11 protein-coding genes, 1 pseudogene and 1 CRISPR repeat array (1 of these 13 only partly in view) are annotated in these 16,880 nt (G+C 70.6%); of the genes and pseudogenes, 2 read left to right on the top strand and 10 right to left on the bottom strand.

The window, feature by feature from the left end; genetic code table 11:
* Positions 1 to 189 precede the first annotated feature (189 nt).
* The 10 genes and pseudogenes from KBX43_RS14820 to KBX43_RS14775 all read right to left on the bottom strand — a co-directional run.
* Positions 190 to 1,122: pseudogene (locus tag KBX43_RS14820) on the bottom strand (tyrosine-type recombinase/integrase); the annotation flags it as partial.
* Between the two features lie 214 nt (positions 1,123 to 1,336).
* A complete protein-coding gene (locus KBX43_RS14815) occupies positions 1,337 to 2,425 on the bottom strand; it encodes a hypothetical protein (protein ID WP_210884953.1) in 1,089 nt (362 codons plus the stop codon).
* Positions 2,422 to 4,482: a methyltransferase, FxLD system gene (gene fxlM / locus KBX43_RS14810; RefSeq protein WP_210884950.1), complete on the bottom strand. Its 2,061-nt coding sequence runs from the start codon at positions 4,480 to 4,482 to the stop codon at positions 2,422 to 2,424. Before fxlM ends, KBX43_RS14815 begins: the two co-directional genes overlap by 4 nt.
* 9 nt (positions 4,483 to 4,491) lie before the next feature.
* Complete coding sequence (locus KBX43_RS14805; protein WP_210884948.1) at positions 4,492 to 5,778, bottom strand: lanthionine synthetase C family protein; 1,287 nt, start codon at positions 5,776 to 5,778, stop codon at positions 4,492 to 4,494.
* The gene (locus tag KBX43_RS14800) at positions 5,775 to 8,882 is read right to left on the bottom strand and encodes a lantibiotic dehydratase (RefSeq protein ID WP_210884941.1); all 3,108 of its coding nucleotides are present in this window, start codon (positions 8,880 to 8,882) and stop codon (positions 5,775 to 5,777) included. Before KBX43_RS14800 ends, KBX43_RS14805 begins: the two co-directional genes overlap by 4 nt.
* Before the next feature lie 97 nt (positions 8,883 to 8,979).
* Positions 8,980 to 9,138, bottom strand: a complete 159-nt coding sequence (fxlA, locus tag KBX43_RS14795; RefSeq protein ID WP_187692502.1) for an FxLD family lanthipeptide — start codon at positions 9,136 to 9,138, stop codon at positions 8,980 to 8,982.
* Positions 9,139 to 9,221: 83 nt separating this feature from the next.
* Positions 9,222 to 9,920: a GNAT family N-acetyltransferase gene (locus KBX43_RS14790; RefSeq protein ID WP_210884939.1), complete on the bottom strand. Its 699-nt coding sequence runs from the start codon at positions 9,918 to 9,920 to the stop codon at positions 9,222 to 9,224.
* A 14-nt stretch (positions 9,921 to 9,934) separates the two neighbouring features.
* Positions 9,935 to 11,428, bottom strand: coding sequence for an APC family permease (locus tag KBX43_RS14785; RefSeq protein WP_210884937.1), 1,494 nt, complete (start codon positions 11,426 to 11,428; stop codon positions 9,935 to 9,937).
* A gap of 37 nt (positions 11,429 to 11,465) precedes the next feature.
* Positions 11,466 to 12,125, bottom strand: coding sequence for a GPP34 family phosphoprotein (locus KBX43_RS14780; protein ID WP_307851529.1), 660 nt, complete (start codon positions 12,123 to 12,125; stop codon positions 11,466 to 11,468).
* A gap of 304 nt (positions 12,126 to 12,429) precedes the next feature.
* The gene (locus KBX43_RS14775; RefSeq protein WP_210884927.1) at positions 12,430 to 12,618 is read right to left on the bottom strand and encodes a hypothetical protein; all 189 of its coding nucleotides are present in this window, start codon (positions 12,616 to 12,618) and stop codon (positions 12,430 to 12,432) included.
* A 563-nt stretch (positions 12,619 to 13,181) separates the two neighbouring features.
* Here KBX43_RS14775 and KBX43_RS14770 point away from each other — a divergent pair.
* Positions 13,182 to 14,417, top strand: coding sequence for a helix-turn-helix transcriptional regulator (locus KBX43_RS14770; protein WP_210884925.1), 1,236 nt, complete (start codon positions 13,182 to 13,184; stop codon positions 14,415 to 14,417).
* On the top strand, positions 14,414 to 15,118 hold the full coding sequence (locus KBX43_RS14765; protein WP_210884917.1) for a creatininase family protein: 705 nt from the start codon (positions 14,414 to 14,416) through the stop codon (positions 15,116 to 15,118). Before KBX43_RS14770 ends, KBX43_RS14765 begins: the two co-directional genes overlap by 4 nt.
* A 38-nt stretch (positions 15,119 to 15,156) precedes the next feature.
* Positions 15,157 to 16,880: a CRISPR direct-repeat array (repeat unit 28 nt; unit sequence GGATCACCCCCGCGTGCGCGGGGAGCAG) (it continues 744 nt past the right edge of the window).

Below are 16,880 nucleotides of genomic sequence, written 5' to 3'. Positions count from 1 at the left end.
CTGGTTTACACTTCACGCGACCTGGGAGAACGTGCCTGAGCACGCCGCTGGACCACCGGACTACTGGGGGTCAAGGGGTCGTCGGTTCGAATCCGGCCGTCCCGACAGCACGAAAAGAGGCCGTCAACCGGGGTGAGAACCCTGGTCTACGGCCTCTAATTCGTATCGGGGCAGTGGGGATTTCCTGATTTAGACGGCGCGTAGCAGGGGACCACCTGGGGACCGGCGGGCCTTCAAATGAGCGCTGAGCGCCGTTCCCGCGTCGGTGATCGACTGCCGGTCGGGGTGTAGGTACCGCTGGGTGGTGGTCAGCGACCCGTGTCCGGCGATCTTCCGTAGGACGTGCACCGGTACGCCTGCATCGGCCATCCAGGTAAGGCCGGTGTGCCGTAGGTCGTGCCGGCGTAGGTGCTCGTATCCGAGCGTGGTGACCACCTCATCCCAATGCGTCGCGTCGCGCAGCACGGCGGTACTGATCCGGCCACCGCGCGGCCCGGTGAACAGCCGGGAATCGGGCTTGGTCGCGGCGTCCAGGCGGTGGGCCACGATCGGTCGTACCTCTTCGATCAGCGGCACCGTGCGTGCGCGTTTCCCCTTGGTGCCCTTGTCGATCAGACCACCGGGACCGGGCGTGGTTTGGCGGCGTACCGTCCACATCCACGTTTCTCGGTCGATGTCCTCGGCCCGGACGCCGGAAACCTCGCCGATCCGGGCGGCGGTACAGGCGGCGAATATCACCACGTCGGCCCATCCGGTGAAGTGATTCGCGGAGCGGTCGACCAGTGCAGCGGCAAGAGTGGTCAGCGTTTCCCAATCGGGCAGTGCCAGTGAGCGAGGATCGTCCAGCTCGTCGGCGGCCCGCTGGTACTCGCGCTGCCAACCGGTCACCTGGGCGGGATTCCGCTGGATGATGCCGTCCCGTACCGCCTGTTCCATCACCCGGACCAGCACGGCGAGACTGTTCTTCACCGTCGATCGGCTGTACTCGTCGGCGATCCACGAGTGCACCGCCCGATCCACCGCGCCATTGGTAATCATCCGAACGGGAATGTGACCGAGCGTCGGTACCACCCGCTTGCGCCAACCCGCCAAGTACGGATCAAGGGTCTTGCGCCCCAAGCCGGGCTGGTACGCCGTCGCTCGTCACCTCTGGAATGAACCCGACAGGAGCCGGTGCCCGGAGAGCAGGCTAGCCCAGTGTTGCTCATCACCCTGAAGGGAACGCAACGCGATATTGACGTTCAGCCCGCCGTCCATGGGCACGGCGGTCGCCATCATCCCTGGAGGGGTCGCATGGAATCCGCTTCGTTGATCGCAGGCGCTCGATTCGAGGCGCTCACCAGGCCTCAGCGATCGCAGCGCGACAAGCGTCGAGGACGCCGTCGATGCGTTCCCGCAACCAGACCGGAAGTGAGATCAAGATCAACCCGCTAGTCGATACGGTGTTCCTGAGTTGGGTGGTGCGCCGGCCGTCAACGGCCGCCATGAGACCTTCGTGGAGGAGAACTTCGCGGGCAGCGTAGGCGTCACCGGAGCCGACCGTTCTGGCAACCACTTCCGAAGCAAGCTGCGGCAAGATTCGCTGATCCGCTCCGGTCGATGCGTCAATGAGCGTCAATCCCAGCCGAGTTTCGAAGACAGCTAGGCCCTGCGCCGGCCGTAGGCCGAGGTAGCCCTCCAACGCGAGGTCTAGGTGCGTACGCGAGGGCCTGTCGCACAGGTGGGCCAAGCATGCGGTGATCACCTCCTCCCACGGCTCACCCCGAGCGGTTCCGGCCACCAGTGCCCGGGCCGACTCCAGATCACCCGCCCTGACATGAGCAATGACCGCCACCTGACGTCCGTCGAGCATCCGCTGGCCGATGCCACGATGCCGCTCAAGATGCGCGTACGCCTCTCTCCACCGGCCCGCGCCAGCCAGCGCACGGGCGCCCTCCGCCACGAGCACGCTCCACAGCCACTGCCTTACTTCGTGGTGGTCGTCCTCGCCGCGAGTCAGCCGGCTCGCCGGCAGGGCCTGGCCGTCGATCACCGCATCCCTCCGTGATGACACCGCCTCGAAGAGGCCAGTGAGGAGGTGAAGAGCAGCGTCGCCGTCGCGGTCGCGAATGTGCAGCCGGGCGAGATTGACCAAGGGCTCCAGCGCACACCGCGCCGCCCGCGCGTCTAGAGGAACAGCCTGCAGGTACGCGGCGGCGTGCTCGTGGCACCACCGGCGGGCCAGCTCCGGCTGGCCGCAGTCCGACGCGAGCAGAGCAGCCTGGTTGTAGACGGCCGACGCCGCGACTCGGTCGTGCTCTCGCGCGGCGCGTTCGGCCAGGGTGCACAAATTGTCGACGCGCTCAACCAGCGGCCCAGCGATGGGCCGTGGCCGCGCGACCAGCGGGAAGCGCCGCAGCACCGCGCTGTCCGGCTGCACGGTCACTGCCAGATGACGGTGAGCGGGTGGTGCGGCCGCGGAAGAACGAAGCGTCCGGCCGAGGGGTCCGCCTCGGCGGGAGCGTCGGGGATCTCGAAGCGCACGGTGCGGGAGCGGTAGGTGGCGTCCCAGATGCGGATTTCTTCGCTGACCTGCTGTGCGAGGTCCGCTCCGTGGGGTCCGTGGCCGATGACGCCGACCTCGTACAACTTGGTGCCGTCGGGTCTGGTCGGGGTGGGCCTGATGGTGAGGTAGACGAGGTCGGCGCCGCGGGTGGTGGCCATCGCGCCCCAGGGGAACATCGGGGTGACGGCGCCGCGTTCGATGGCTGCGGGTTGGACGTTCATGCGCATGATGGCGTTGTCGAGCCGGCAGGCCAGCCAGAGGTCCATCCACTCGTACGGCACCATCGGTGGGAAGAACACGTCTGTCCAGATCTTGCGCCGCTCGGTGTCCAGCACGCCGGCCAGTGCCGCGGTGTCGACGTCCTGTTCCTTGTGCACCTGCAGGATCACGTCCTGCTCCGGTGTGATCGGCACGAGTCGGCGGGCGTCATCGCCGATGCCGCGCAGCGGCATGAAGACGGCCAGTTCGCTGCCCTGGTCGCGCCATCCGCCGTCGTGCCGCTCGAAGATGATCGAGCGGGAGGCGGCGCCACGCAGGCGCAGCGGTACGACGAGTCGCCCGTGCGGGGCGAGCTGCTCCAGCCAGGCAGTAGGGGTTTCGTAGGCGCCGACTGTGGCGATGATCCGGTCGTAGGGTGCGCCGTCGGGGCAGCCGAGCGCTCCGTCGCCGAGGATGACGTCCACGTTCGTGACGCCCGCGGTGGCAAGGTGTTTGCGGGCCCCGTCGACGAGGTCCTCGTCGACATCGAGGGTGACGACGCGTCCGTTGTCGCCGGTGAGGGCGGCGAGCAGGGCGGCGTTGTAGCCGGTGCCGGCGCCGGCTTCCATGACCCGGTGGCCGGGTCGTACGTCGAGTTGTTCGAGCATCATCGCCACGATCCGTGGCTGTGAGGCGGCGCTGATGGAGGCGCCTCGGCCGTCGGTCTTGGTGTAGACGGGAGCGTCGGCGTAGGCCTGTTCCAGTGGTACGCCGGGTAGGAACAGGTGCCGCGGGGTGGTGCGGATGGCGGCCTCGACGCCGGGCGTGCGGATGATGTTCTCGGCGCGCAGTGCGTCGGTGAGCGCGGCGCGCAGGTCGGCGGGGTCGCTGGTCACTCGATCGACGCTAGTGCTCGTGGGCGTGGGTTCTGCGATCGACACGGTGCTCCTCGTGGTGTGGTGGAAGACGTTGCGGACCGCGAGCGCGGCGAGGGTGGACTGGTCCTGAACGGACAGGCCAGATCGGTTGGCGTGGAAGATGACGTGGTGTGCGATGACGGCGCGTAGCCCCCGTCGGAGGCGGCCGTGCCGGGCGAGGTCGGCGAGCGCCTGGCCGGCGGTTGCGAAGGCGTCGAGCCATGGGCCGAGGCCCACGAGTGGTCCGCCTGTCTTCGCGAGGCTGTGGGCGTCGACGGTCATGAGCCGATTGATCGCTCGGGCCAGTTCGGCGGCCCGCTCTGGCACTGCGAGGCCGGGGGAGGGCCGGAGGTCGGCGACCTTCGCCCAGGTGTCGCCCTGCTCGTACCAGTCCAGACCGGCGGCGCGCATCAGGACGCTGCACAGCAGCACGGCGAGCTCGCGCCGTCCCAGCGTGGTGGCGGGAGGCAGGTCGAGTAGCAGGTGCCGGCTGTCCTGATGAAACAGCTCGTGGGCTACCTGCATGCCGGCCGACCCGCCGAAGGCCAGGGTCTCCGGTTCGTAGACGCCTCGGGTCCAGTTGGTGATTCGGTCCTGGCCCGCGAGTGTCTCCAGCAGGTCCTCGACGCGGTGGGAGGTCGGGTCGTCGGCAAGGTAGCGCCACCGCCAGGTGGGGTACTTCCGGACGTACCACCACCCGTGCAGCACGCTCTCGTCCTGCGCGGCGGCCAGCGCCGGGGCCAGGACGGAGGCGGCGACGTCCTCGGCTGCGGTGGGGTCGGGGAACTCGACGGTGTACTGCCGCCAGGCGGGCGTTGGCATTCGACGTCCTCACGTCAGGGGATGAGCGATGGGGGCGGTGAGCAGGCAGGCGTCCCAGGAGCTGGTGTGCGCGCCCGCGCTGCTGCAGCTGAGGGCCGCCAGCGCGACGCCGGCGGCGCCTTCGAGCAGGCCAGGGCTCGCGGCGACCAGGGCAGCTGCGGCACGTCGAGGCCCGGCACCGTCCGGGTCGAGCGCGCCGAGAAGCCGAGGGACCAGCACGCCGAGGGTCCCGGCGGTGTCGGGCAGGGCGTCGGCGGCCATCCGGTGCGCGATGTGGGCCAGGCCGGCGTGGCCGTGGCAGAGCGACGGGTCGGTGGTCGCCGCGAGCTGGCACGGGTCAGCGAGAGCGCGTACGAGTGTGCCTTCGGCCGTGGCGCGGCGGACGTGATCGTTCAGGGCCAGGGCGGCGAGTTGCTGGGCGCGCGCCAGGCCGGCGGTGCCGTAGCACCAGGACGGCCGCTGCACGCGGTGGACCTCGGCGCGGTCCGCCCGGAGTTGCGGTCTGGTGATCCAGTACGGCCAGAGCGGACCGGCCGTGGAATCGTGGCACCATCGGCCGAGCCAGGTGCAGATCGTTGCGATGGCAGCGGTCTGACCGTCGACGACAATGCCGTGCAGGGCCGCGAGCGCCAGTAGCGCCAAGGGTCCGGCGATGCCGTGGGCCGTGCCGTTGTTGCCGTGTCCGCCGGGGAAGCGGGAGTCGGCGCGGCCGGAGGGCCCGCTGCCGGTCCACCAGCCTGGTAACACCTCGCTGCCGGCGCGGAGTGGCTGCGTCAGCCGGACCAGATATCCGAGCACCATGGCCAGCGCCTCACTGTCGGGTGCTCGGCGGAGCAGGTAGGCGCCGATCCCGGCGAGCCCTCGGATGGCGTCGAACTCCGCGAGCGCCGGTAGTTCCCCATCGTCGATGCGGGCGTGCGCGGCGGCCACGCGGCGCCGGGCGTCCGCGGCTATCGCCCGGTCGAGGTCGTCGAGCGCGCGGGCGTAGGCGCCGGGCCGGTGGGTGGCGGCGCAGGCGAGGACGTGGGCGAGCGCGGGTGCGCCGTGGAAGGGGTGGCTGTCGGGGCCCGCCGTTACCGGTCGGCTGGTAGCGGCGGTGAGCCAGCGGTGGGCGCGTTGCCAGGGTCTTAGCCCTGCCGCTGCCAGCTCGACGTGCAGCAGGGCGATGCCGGGTACGCCGAGGGCGAGTGACTGCTGCCACCAGGGTTGCCGGATCGGCAGCCGTGGGTCGTCGGGATGGGCGAGCAGATCGGCGACTGCGACAGCGAGGTCGTGGCTCTCGTACGTAAGGGTCATGGCCGGCTCCGGGCGAAGTAGGCCAGGGCGGCGGCGCGGGCGAGGTAGCGGCACCGGTCCTCGTCGTCGAAGTCGATGCCGACCGCGCGGATGTAGTGGGCGTGCATGAGGGAGCCGAGGACGTCGTCGCTGTTGATGCCGTCGGTGTGCGGTCCGGGTAGGTGGGTCCGGTAGACGGCGAGGGCGATGTCGCGGTTCTTCCAGGCGTCGACGACGGCGGTGCCGCCGGGGACAGCGCGCAGTGCGGCCCAGTCGTCGCCGGGGTGGGCGAGTCGTACGGCTTCGTGGAACAGCGGCCGCTCGACCGGCTGCGGCGCGGTCGGGGGTACGTGGTCGATGAGCCAGCGCATGCCGGCGTCGACGTTGCCGGTGTAGGCGACGGCGATAGCGGCGATCTGCGCGGCGACGAGTGCCTGTCGGCGCGGGCGGACGGGCTGGCGTAGCTGCGTGAGGACGGCGTGGGAGTCGGCGATGAAGACCGCCTCCGCGGCCTGCATGGCCGCACCGGATCCCCACCGCCCGGTCTCGGGGTAGGAGGTGGCGTACTGGATCTCCCGCAGCAGGCCACGTCGGCGTAGATCGTCGGCCCATGCGCTGACACGTCCGGCGGCCGGTCCGAATTCCGACGGGTCGGGCAGGGCGATGCGGAGGCGGAGATGCTGGTCCGGGTCGCGGAACCGGAGGAACCACCAGTCCGGCGGCACCTCCCACTCGGTGAGCAGTCGGGGCAGGTGCTCGGCGAGGAGGAGGTCTTGTCGGCGGATGTCTCCGTAGAGTTTCGCGAGCAGCAGCGGGGAGGTGGCGGGGCTCAGGCACTGGTCTCGTCCAATGACGCGGGCCTGGGTCGGTGTGGGCAAGGGCGGCCAGGGTGGTCGCTCGGTGGCGTGAAGCGTCAGGATGACCTCGTGCGGGCGGCCGCCGGACCAGCCGAGGTCCTGTGGGGTGGGTGCTTCCACGAGGACCGCTCGCGGTGCGGTGAGCAGGTGGGTGCGCAGCAGGACGCGGTGCGCGGACTCGTCAAGGTCCAGCGGCAGGCGCCGGTCGGCTTCGACCAGCTGCACCAGGCGGGGCAGGCTCCGGCGGGCCCGCCACTGGTCGAGGGCGTCGTCCCAGGCGTACCAGGGCTGCCGCCGGTCGGGCAGCTCGGTAGCTTCCAGCCGCCAGGTGGCGGGGGCGAGGATCGCGCGCCCGTAGCGGATGCGGGGAAGGAACGGCAGCTTGGCCCGGGCGGCGGCGCCCCAGTCGAAAGCGGTGACCTGGGCGCACTGGGCGCGGCCGAGTTCGATGAGGAACCGTGCCAGTGGTGGGGTGTGGGTGCGCAGGTTGAGCGCGTGCATGCCGACGGCTTCGAAGCGGTGGCCCTGGTCGGGTGCGGCGAGATACATGCGTCGGCCGTCGCAGCCCACCGCCAGGTCGTCGACGGTGAGTACCGACCGGTTCGGGCGCCGGTGCTCGGCCAGGCTGATGACAGTGGGCAGGATCTGCATGGCGCGGGTGACGTGGGTGGTCGCGGGATCCAGCGGCGGGAACGACATCTGGGCGGGCACCGTGCCGTGATCGGCGGTGGGCAGGTCGGTCAAGCCGGCGGCCAGCTTCGCCGCGTCGACCGCCCGCAACACGCTGAGGAACCGGCCGGTGAGTCCCCCGGCGCCCCGCGACACGGAGGTGACCTCAACGGTGAACCTGCCGCGCGCCAGGGCGGCTTCGCCGGCGGCGTGCACGCGGACGCTCGTCTCCAGGTGTGCCGGCAGCCGCAGCCGTGGCGGCCCCAGCTCCAGTTCTGCGATCAGCTCCTCGTCGAGCAGCACCTCGTCCGCGCCGTCCAGGGCGGCGCGCTGGGCGAGGGCGAGGAGCAGCTCGTCGCGGCGGGACAGGGGTGATCGAGGCTCGTCTGCTGGGGTGCCGGGGTATCCGTCGGGGAAGCCGATGCCGCTGTCCGGGTCGACGACGTCGCGTACCGGCACCAGCGAGCCGATCCCGTACCGTTCGTAGAAGCGCTGGTGGTAGGCGCGCCACGCCGCGGTGCCGTAGGGGTGGGCGCTGAGCCGGGTCAACGCCAGGGCGGCGCGTTCCACCTCCCGCGCCACCTGGTCCGGCAGCGTGACCGACGCGTCCAGCCGGAGATCCACCGCGAGAGGCTCGTGGACGGAGATGCCGAGGTCGCGCATCCGGGAGGTCACCTGGGCGCGGGCCTCGCGGCCGTCTGCGCCGTGGGCGGTGCGGTGGCGTCGTAGCGCGGTGTGGATGTCGCGCAGGGCGCGGACCAGGTCGGCGACCGCCGCGATGCTGCCGGCATCGACGTCGTCGAGCTGGAGCAGCAGGTACGCCAGGGCGTCGGGTTCCGTGCCGGGCGCGTGCAGGCTGGTGATCAGTGCGCCGCGGGTGATGAGCTCGGCGAGCATCCCCTCAACGGTCGTCGTTGCGGCGTGCGGGAACGCGGTACGCAGCTGCGCGGACAGTGCTTCCACCCGGATCGGGGCGTGGGCGGCGGTGATCGCGGCGCGGACCGGCGCGGTGTACCGCAGCGACACCTCCACGGCCGTCGTGCCCTGCGGTCGGGCGTGCGGCTGGTAGGGCAGGACGAGCCGGTCGTCGCGTACCGTCATGGTGTTGTTCGCGACCACCGGGAGCCGGGCGACCAGGTCCGGGCATCGTTCCAGGTGGCTGATCACGTCGGCGAGCCACGCGGCGCCCGCCCGGGCGACGGCCTGGTGTGCGGTGCCCCATCGGGTGGGCGAGCGTGATCCGAACACGGCGGGTGCCACCCCGGCGAGGAGACCGAACGGGGTCGGCCGGCCGCGTAGGCGCTGCGTGTATCGGGCGACGGCCTGGATCACCCGCCGGGTCTCCCGGACGGTGAGGGCCTCGCCGGCGCACAGCCTGGCGACCTGCGCGGCGAGTACCGGGCTGGCGTGACTAATCGCGTCCACGATGGTCTCGTTCGTCCACACCTGCCGCAGCCATGCCACCCAGCCGGGGACGAGGGCGTCGCGTGGTTCGGTCAGGTCCGGCCACGGCGGCAGGTCGATGTCGGGGTGGGCGGCCGCGCGGACGAGCGCGGCCCCGGTCGACCGGTATGCCGGAGAGCCTGTGGGAGAGCGCACGCTGCACCTCGGGCGGATGTCGGTCGGGGTGCCGGCCGGCGCGGAGAATGGGGGCGTGTTGCCGCGCCGGCCGGCCTTTCGGGGGAGGGTTCGTCGGTCAGGCGACGTTTGTGGTGCAGGCGGTGCAGGTGCTGCCGCAGCCGTCGTCGGTCAGGTTGACCAGGCCGGCGACGTCCGCCACCTCCAGCAGGCTGACGTCCAGGTCGAAGTCCCCGCCGTCGGTGGCCGTGGTCTGCTCCGCGGTGCTGGTGGACATGTCTTCCTCCCATCTCGAGATCTCCCCGGGCCGCGGTGACCCGAGGTGGTGCCGGGTGGCCGCGTCCCGGTGACGCGTCACCCCTACCGCCCGATGCGGACGGAGCTTGAAGCGGCAGTCGGCTGGGTTCGCCGACGTGGTCGTTGCTCGGTGTCGGGAAACGCCGCCGTGCCGGCGGCTCCGGCCGGCCCGCGCCACATCCGCCAGATCGTGGGTCCGCTGATGGGCAGGATCAGCGGCGGTCCAGCCCGGTAGCCGAGCCGCAGGTACAGCCTGCGGTTGCGCATGTTGCTGGCCTCCAGGTAGGCGGGCAGCCCCAGCGCGTCGAGCCGGCGGTGGTAGCTGTCGAGCAGGGCGGTTCCGACGCCGGAGCTCTGTTGGTCGGGGCTGACCGCCACGTACGCGAGGTAGTGGTGCGGTTCGCGGGGGTGGAACACGTCGAACATGGCCTCGAGGAGGGTGAACTTCGGCGCGTACGGTCCGGTGGCGGCTTCCACCGCCGCCTGGTGCTCCGGCGGCGCCGCGGGTGGAGGTACGGGCCGGGCGTACCAGATCGCGACGGCGGACCGGTCGGTGGTGGTGTCGACGTGGCCGTGGGCGAGACCGTGACGCAGGACGAGGGTGAAGTACCGGCGGTAGACGGCGCGACGGTCGTCATGGTCGGGGACCAGCCAGTCGGCGACCGGCCCGTCGAAGAACGCGTCGACGAGTACGGAGACCAAGGGGTCGATGTCGGCGGGAGTGGCGCGACGGATGCTCACGCCGGTGCTGGGGACGGTCATGGTGAGCTCCTTGTTCAGACCGGCAGGCGGAAGCTGTCGGTGCGGCGCAGGGGCGCGGTGGCGCTGTCGGCGCCGAGTCCGATGGCGTCATAGACCTGCGGTCGCGTTGCGCGCAGGACCAACGCCCAGGCGGTGCCGGCGAGGGCGGCGATGGCGTAGGTGGCCGGGAAGAGCCAGCGCAGCGGTGAGTGCGCGTCGACGCCGAGGAGGATGTCGAACTCCCGTAGCGTGGCGGCGAGGAACCCGGTCAGCGTGAGCGTGGCGAGCAGCGGCGCGACGACCGCCGGCCACCAGCCTTCGCCGTGGGCGATGCGGGCGAAGAAGCCGATCACGGCGGCGGAGGTGACGGTCATCAGGATCAGGACGCCGAGGCCACCGGTCACCGTGACCCAGAAGAACAGGTGCACGATCGGGTCCGCGCCGGCAGTGGCGTAGGCGATGAGGACGATCACCGCGAGGACGCTCTGCAGGATCGAGCCGACCTTCGGGGCGCCGGTGCGGCGGCTGGTCCGGCCCAGTACGCCGGGCAGGACCCGCTCCCGGCCGAGAGCGAACAGGTACCGGGCCACGGTGTGGTGGAAGCTCAGCAGCGCGGCGAACAAACTGGTGATGAACAGGACGCGCCCGACGGTCACGATGCTGGACCCGAGGTGCGGTGAGACGAGGTTGAAGATGAGGTCGGTGCCGTCGGTGCGGGCCGCATCGACGATCCTGTCCGGGCCGGTGGCGACGGACATCGCCCAGGCGGACAGGCCGTAGAGCAGGCCGGTGGCGGCCACCGCGATGTAGGTGGCCCGCGCGACCGTCCGGCGCGGGTCACGGGTCTCCTCGGAGAACACCACAGTGCCCTCGAAGCCGACGAAACCCGTGATGGCCGTGACCAGTGCGGCGCCGATACCCGCGGTGAGGATGTGCGACGGGGCGAGGGTGTCGAAGGTGACCGTCCCGCCGGTGGGGTGCCTGACCATCACCGCGTCGAAGACCAGCGCGACCGCGCACTCGGCGACGAGCATGACCGCCAGGACCTTGCCGTTGAGGTCGATGCGCAGCACGCCGAGCACGGCGACTACGGCCCACCCGATCAGCGCCGGCATCCACCAGGTGACGTGCATGCCGTACTGGTCGCGCAGGAACGTCGCGAGGACCGCGCCGAACCCGCCGTACAGGCCGATCTGCATCGCGTTGTACGCCACCAGCGCGACCATCGCCGCGCCGACACCGGCCGGACGGCCGAGCCCTCGGGTGACGTAGGTGTAGAACGCGCCGGCGTTGACGATCCGCCGGGACATGGCCACGAACCCGACCGAGAACAGCGCCAGCACGGCGGCGACGACAAGGTACGCCACCGGAATACCCGCCACGCCGGTGACCGCGTAGCCGGTGGTCGCACCGCCGGCGACCACCGTCAGCGGCGCGGCGGCGGCGATCACGAAGAACACCACCGAGGGGATCCCGAGCCGGCCGCGCGCCAGAACCTCGGAAACAGTGTCAGTAGTCGAATGCGACATCAGGTCTCTTTCACGAAGAGTGGATGGGGTGTTGCCGTCAGGAGGTGCGGTGGCTCAGGACCGCGCCGCCGACGACGCTGCCGAGATCAGCGAGTAGATCCCGCAACGGCGGCCACGACTGCTCGACCAACCGCCGCAGATGCGAGCGCACCGCCAGCGAGGCGCCGTCGAGCAGCGTCGTGTCCAGCTGGGTGTGCAGCGCCAGGCCGGCCAGGGCGAGGTCCACGCCGTTCAGGCTCCGGCCGTTGCGCAGATGCTGCGACAGCCGCGCCCACGACCAGGCCGCGGTGTTGATGTCGGTCGGCACGTACAGGGTGCGTTGCCGCCAGAACGGGCCCGCCTGCTGCGGTCGCACCAGACCCGACTGCCACATCCGCTGAGCGACCTGCTCGTAGGCGGACGAGCCGAGGAAGGCCAGCCACACCCGGGTCGCGGTGTGCTGCTGCTCGGCCGCGATCCGGTCCAGGACCAGGTGCTGGAGCCAATCCTGCGGCGGCCGGATGTCCTTGACGCGCACGTGCCCGCGCTCGAACGTGATCCGCCCGCCGTAGTAGAGCTCGACGAGCAGCCCAGCGGCCAGGCCGTGCGCCAGCGCCGAGTCGAACAGCCGAGGGCGACCCGTCCGGTCGTCGTGGCACATGAAGAAGAACTCATCCGCGATCCGGTTGGTCCGCTCGGAGGCGGCGCCGGCGGGCACCGGACGGGGGACCGGGACAGGCTCGGAACGGACATACGAGGCGGCGTGCTCGTCAGCTGCGCCGAGGGCTGGATTCACCGCGGCCGGCCTTCCTGAATCGTGTCGTCTACGGGGTCGAGAAGCTGGAGCTGTACGAGGAGGCGACGGCCACCGGGATGACGGGACAGCTCCTCCAGCGCCCACTCGTTCTGGCGACATACGCCGTCGTGGCACTGAAAGCAGGCTCCGCCCTCCTTGTGGGCGAGCACGGTCCGGCGAGCCGCGTCGAAGCGGTCGACGGGACGGTCGCTCTCCTCGGCGCCGGTCACGGGGCGGGGTCGCGGCAGGGCAGCGAGACGGCGGAGGCGCGCAGCGCGGACCGAAGCAGGCGCCTGCTGCTGCATTCGTGGTCCGGCTCGTCGCGAAGCCGGGCGAGCATCGCCGTGCTGGCGATGCCGAAAGGCGCGAAAGACTGATGATCCTGCCCGGAGACGAACCATTTGATACGCGTCATCCCGTCACGTCCTCGTGGGATGCGCGGCCGGGCCTCTCCCGGCTCCGGCCACGCACCCCGGTTGATGGGTGCAGGGACCATTCGCGCGCCGGAGAGGCGCCGGTCCTGCACTTGCTGGTGCCTGACCAGCCAACGAAAGGTGGACCGGTGTCGGGAACGGTCGGGATTGGATCTACGACACTGCGTTGACATGCTCGGTCTACTGATCAGGAGGGTCCTACTCCTGGAAGTCGACCGCGCCTGCGGCGAGACGCTTCAGGGCTGGCTGCCGTGCCGACCGGCACGTTGAGCGACGGAAAGAATGTCGGAGGATTGTCGGAATCCGCCGACCCCCTTACCGACAACCCCAGTGACGGGATCCCCTGAAATCCGTCACGATCCGACCAGCAACGCGCACGCTGCTCGTCGTCATCCGGGACGAGGGCGCGGGAACATCAAGGGCCATTCGCTGGCAGCCGGAGCGCATACGCTACCGGCAGGCTGTTGAGTGCCAGCTCGACTGAGGAGCAGCGTTGCTTGCTGCCGACATTCGCAACCGCCGAGGAGAAGGGTGCCAGGTGCCGATGGGCGACGCCGACGGTTGGCGGACGCTCGGCGTCCGGCTAGCGCAGCTTCGACGCGCGGCCGGCTACAACCAGCACTCCTTCGCACCCCTGACTGGCTACGCCCGCAGCACGATCGCGAACGTCGAGACCGGTCGGCAGAGGGCGCCGCGTGAGTTCTGGCAGCGCTGCGACGAGCTCCTCGGGGCAGCCGGCTCACTGCTCAGCCTTTATGACCAGGCGATGCGCCAACAGCAGGCTCCGCCCCCCATGCCTGAGGAAGCGGAGCTCGAAGCCGTCGACACGCATGCTGCGCCCACCGCGGTGGCAAGAACGTCGACGAGTCCTGTTGACCCCGCCATCGTGCCGCACTGGATGAGCATGCTCCGCATCCTCGCCGCTTCCCACGACGCGTTCGGCCCACGTCGGCTCCACGACGTCGTTCGGGGTGAGCTGAACATCATCCGAAGGCATCGCGCCGGCGCAGCCGGGCAAACCCTGCGGGAGCTGCTGCGGGTCGAGTCGCGGTGGGCGGAGTTCGCCAGCTGGACCGCCGACAACCTCGGCGACAGCCAGGATGCAGCGTACTGGTTGCGGCAGTCACTATCGATGGCCCGAGAAGCGGCTGACGGCAGGATGGCGACCTACGTCCTCATGCGGCAGGCGCAGCGCGCTGTCGAGAGAGGGGACAGCGCCCAAGCTATCGCCCTCGCCGAGTTCGCCGATGCCAGGAAGGAGTCGACAGCCCGTGATCGGGCGCTGTGCGCTGTCCGAACAGCCCAGGCCGCCGCGCTCGCTGGACAACGAGCGCGCTGCCAAACCGCGCTGCAGAAGGCGCATTCACTGGTAGGAGCTGCCGACGGTCTCGACGACCCAGACACCATCGGCCTGCACTGCACCCGCACCTACGTGCTGGCGTACGAAGGGCAATGTCATCTGATACTGGGCCAGGCGAAGCAGTCCATCGCTGTTCTTGAAGCTGTGCTGGGGGCCTGGCCATCCGCGTACCGGCAGGACGAAGCGCTCGCCCGCGCCTGGCTCGCAACCGGCTACGCGAACCTCGGTCGAGTGGATGAAGCTGCTGACCAGGGCGAGCAGGCGCTCACTATCGCACTCGATGCCGGATCTATCCGTCTGATTAAGGCGCTGAGTCGTGTGGAGCACGAGCTCAGGTCTCGACGAGTGACGGATGAGTCGCAGCGTTTCCGCGACCGACTTGCCCTTGCGGATCAAGTAGTCGGCAGAATGGGCCAGTGAACCTATGGACCACAGCAACGACCACGGAGGCCGGCCGCCACGCCGCATCAGTAGCCGTTCTGCCAGTCGGCAGCTTTGAGCAGCATGGTTCCCACCTCCCGCTGGCCACGGATACGATCGTCGCCAGCGCGATCGCCGCAGCCGTGGCTGATCGCTACGATCTGCTGCTGCTCCCACCGATCACGATCTCCTGCTCACACGAGCACGCCGCCTGGCCCGGAACGGTGAGCATCTCCGCACGCACCCTAGACGCGATCATCACCGATGTGAGGGAGTCGCTTCAGCGCTCGGGCGTGGACCGCCTCGTGATCGTGAACGGGCACGGCGGGAACTACGTGCTCTCGAACATCGTGCAGCAGGCCAACGTCACCGGACCTCAGCTCGCGCTATTTCCGAATCGGACAGCCTGGGAGACTGCATGCCAGGATGCTGGCATCGTGAGCACCCTGCATGACGACATGCACGCCGGGGAGATTGAGACCTCGATTCTGCTTCACGTGGCGCCGGAGACCGTGCGCGACGGCTACGAGCTAAGCGATCACGTCGCCGAGCATCCGCACCTGCTCACGCTTGGAATGGGCGCTTACACCGAGTCCGGGGTGATCGGACGTCCCTCACTCGCAGCGAGTGGCAAGGGGCAGCGGATCGTAGAAAGCCTGAGCGCTAGCTTCCGGAACACATTGGACTTGTTGGTGTCGTAATACCTGCGTGTGGAGGAACAGAACTCGACGAGGTGACCGATTCAGCCCCGCGTGCGCGGGGACCGTCACTCCGGGCGCTGCCACCGGTCGCTGCTGTTCGGACCACCCCCGCGTGCGCGGGAAGCAGGCCAGGGCGTTGCCCTGCCACATGAGAATGTCGGGATCACCCCCGCGTGCGCGGGGAGCAGGGACCGAAAGACCGGTCGGACACGGTAGTTGACGGATCACCCCCGCGTGCGCGGGAAGCAGGCGGCCCGGTCGTCCGCGCGCATCCGCGCGATGGGATCACCCCCGCGTGCGCGGGGAGCAGGTAAGACCGCCGGGCCGGCTCTGGTGGGCATGTGGATCACCCCCGCGTGCGCGGGGAGCAGGGGCCGGGCAGAGCCGGTACGGCCGAACGTCGAAGGATCACCCCCGCGTGCGCGGGGAGCAGAACTTCTTGGCCCGGCCGGCTTTGCTCAGCAGGGGATCACCCCCGCCTGCGCGGGGAGCAGCGAGCGGGATGCGCTGCTGCAGTGTCGCTCACAGGATCACCCCCGCGTGTGCGGGGAGCAGCTCGGCAACCTCGGCCCGTCCCGCCGCCAACAGGGAACACCCCCGCGTGCGCGGGGAGCAGAGCACCGCGTACCCGGAGCGGGTGGTCTCCTTCGGATCACCCCCGCGTGCGCGGGGAGCAGGCGCCGCTGCACTTCATCCGCGGCGGCAAGCGGGGATCACCCCCGCGTGCGCGGGGAGCAGACGGTGCTCGGGCTCGTCAAGTGGGAGTCGGAGGGATCACCCCTCGCGTGCGCAGGGAGCAGCCGCACCGTGGGCTGGGCGACGGGCCCGGACTGGGATCACCCCCGCGTGCGCGGGGAGCAGGCGATCGATCTGCCCTGGACGTCGGCGCGCCACGGATCACCCCCGCGTGCGCGGGGAGCAGGCCTTGCCCTCCCGAAGGGCGCGCTCTGCCAAGGGATCACCCCCGCGTGCGCGGGGAGCAGGGCGCGCTGTCCACGGTGTACGTGCCGGACACGGGATCACCCCCGCGTGCGCGGGGAGCAGCCGTCCGCGCCCGCCCCGTTCACCTGGTCAGGGGATCACCCCCGCGTGCGCGGGGAGCAGGGGCCGACAACGTGGGCTGCTCCGACGGGGTGCGGATCACCCCCGCGTGCGCGGGGAGCAGGAGCCCGGTGGGCGCGGCCGGTTGCGCCGGCGCGGATCACCCCCGCGTGCGCGGGGAGCAGGTTGCCGTCTTCGGGTTGGGGCGGTGCCAAGAGGGATCACTCCCGCGTGCGCGGGGAGCAGCCGCCCAGCAGGGTCAGCACCTTCGCCACGGCCGGATCACCCCCGCGTGCGCGGGGAGCAGGCCACCGAGCCGATGCACAAGAAGATCCACGCCGGATCACCCCCGCGTGCGCGGGGAGCAGAGCGGCGAGCCCGGCTGCGGCGCGCCCGGGCCCGGATCACCCCCGCGTGCGCGGGGAGCAGGTCGCGCAGCATCTCGGCCCACGGCCGCAGGAGGGATCACCCCCGCGTGCGCGGGGAGCAGCTCTTCGCCGGAGCGGCGCAGCGTCGCGCCGAGGGATCACCCCCGCGTGCGCGGGGAGCAGTCCACGACGGCTACCTCCCGCTCGCCGATGAGCGGATCACCCCCGCGTGCGCGGGGAGCAGCGATCTGTTCGGCCTCGACGTTGTGCGGCGGGGGGATCACCCCCGCGTGCGCGGGGAGCAGGCTCTTGTCCTGATCCAGCTTGAGTTTGCCGATGGATCACCCCCGCGT

The sequence above is a fragment of the Micromonospora sp. C41 genome, from assembly GCF_018070485.1.
GTDB lineage: Bacteria > Actinomycetota > Actinomycetes > Mycobacteriales > Micromonosporaceae > Micromonospora > Micromonospora chalcea.
This window is presented reverse-complemented; position numbering and strand designations above follow the sequence as displayed.

Coding starts and splice junctions, on each gene's coding strand:
- fxlA (WP_187692502.1), bottom strand. CDS start 9,138: ATGTCCACCAGCACCGCGGAGCAGACCACGGCCACCGACGGCGGGGAC.
- KBX43_RS14805 (WP_210884948.1), bottom strand. CDS start 5,778: ATGACCCTTACGTACGAGAGCCACGACCTCGCTGTCGCAGTCGCCGAT.
- KBX43_RS14775 (WP_210884927.1), bottom strand. CDS start 12,618: ATGACGCGTATCAAATGGTTCGTCTCCGGGCAGGATCATCAGTCTTTC.
- KBX43_RS14790 (WP_210884939.1), bottom strand. CDS start 9,920: ATGACCGTCCCCAGCACCGGCGTGAGCATCCGTCGCGCCACTCCCGCC.
- KBX43_RS14785 (WP_210884937.1), bottom strand. CDS start 11,428: ATGTCGCATTCGACTACTGACACTGTTTCCGAGGTTCTGGCGCGCGGC.
- KBX43_RS14770 (WP_210884925.1), top strand. CDS start 13,182: ATGGGCGACGCCGACGGTTGGCGGACGCTCGGCGTCCGGCTAGCGCAG.
- fxlM (WP_210884950.1), bottom strand. CDS start 4,482: ATGCCAACGCCCGCCTGGCGGCAGTACACCGTCGAGTTCCCCGACCCC.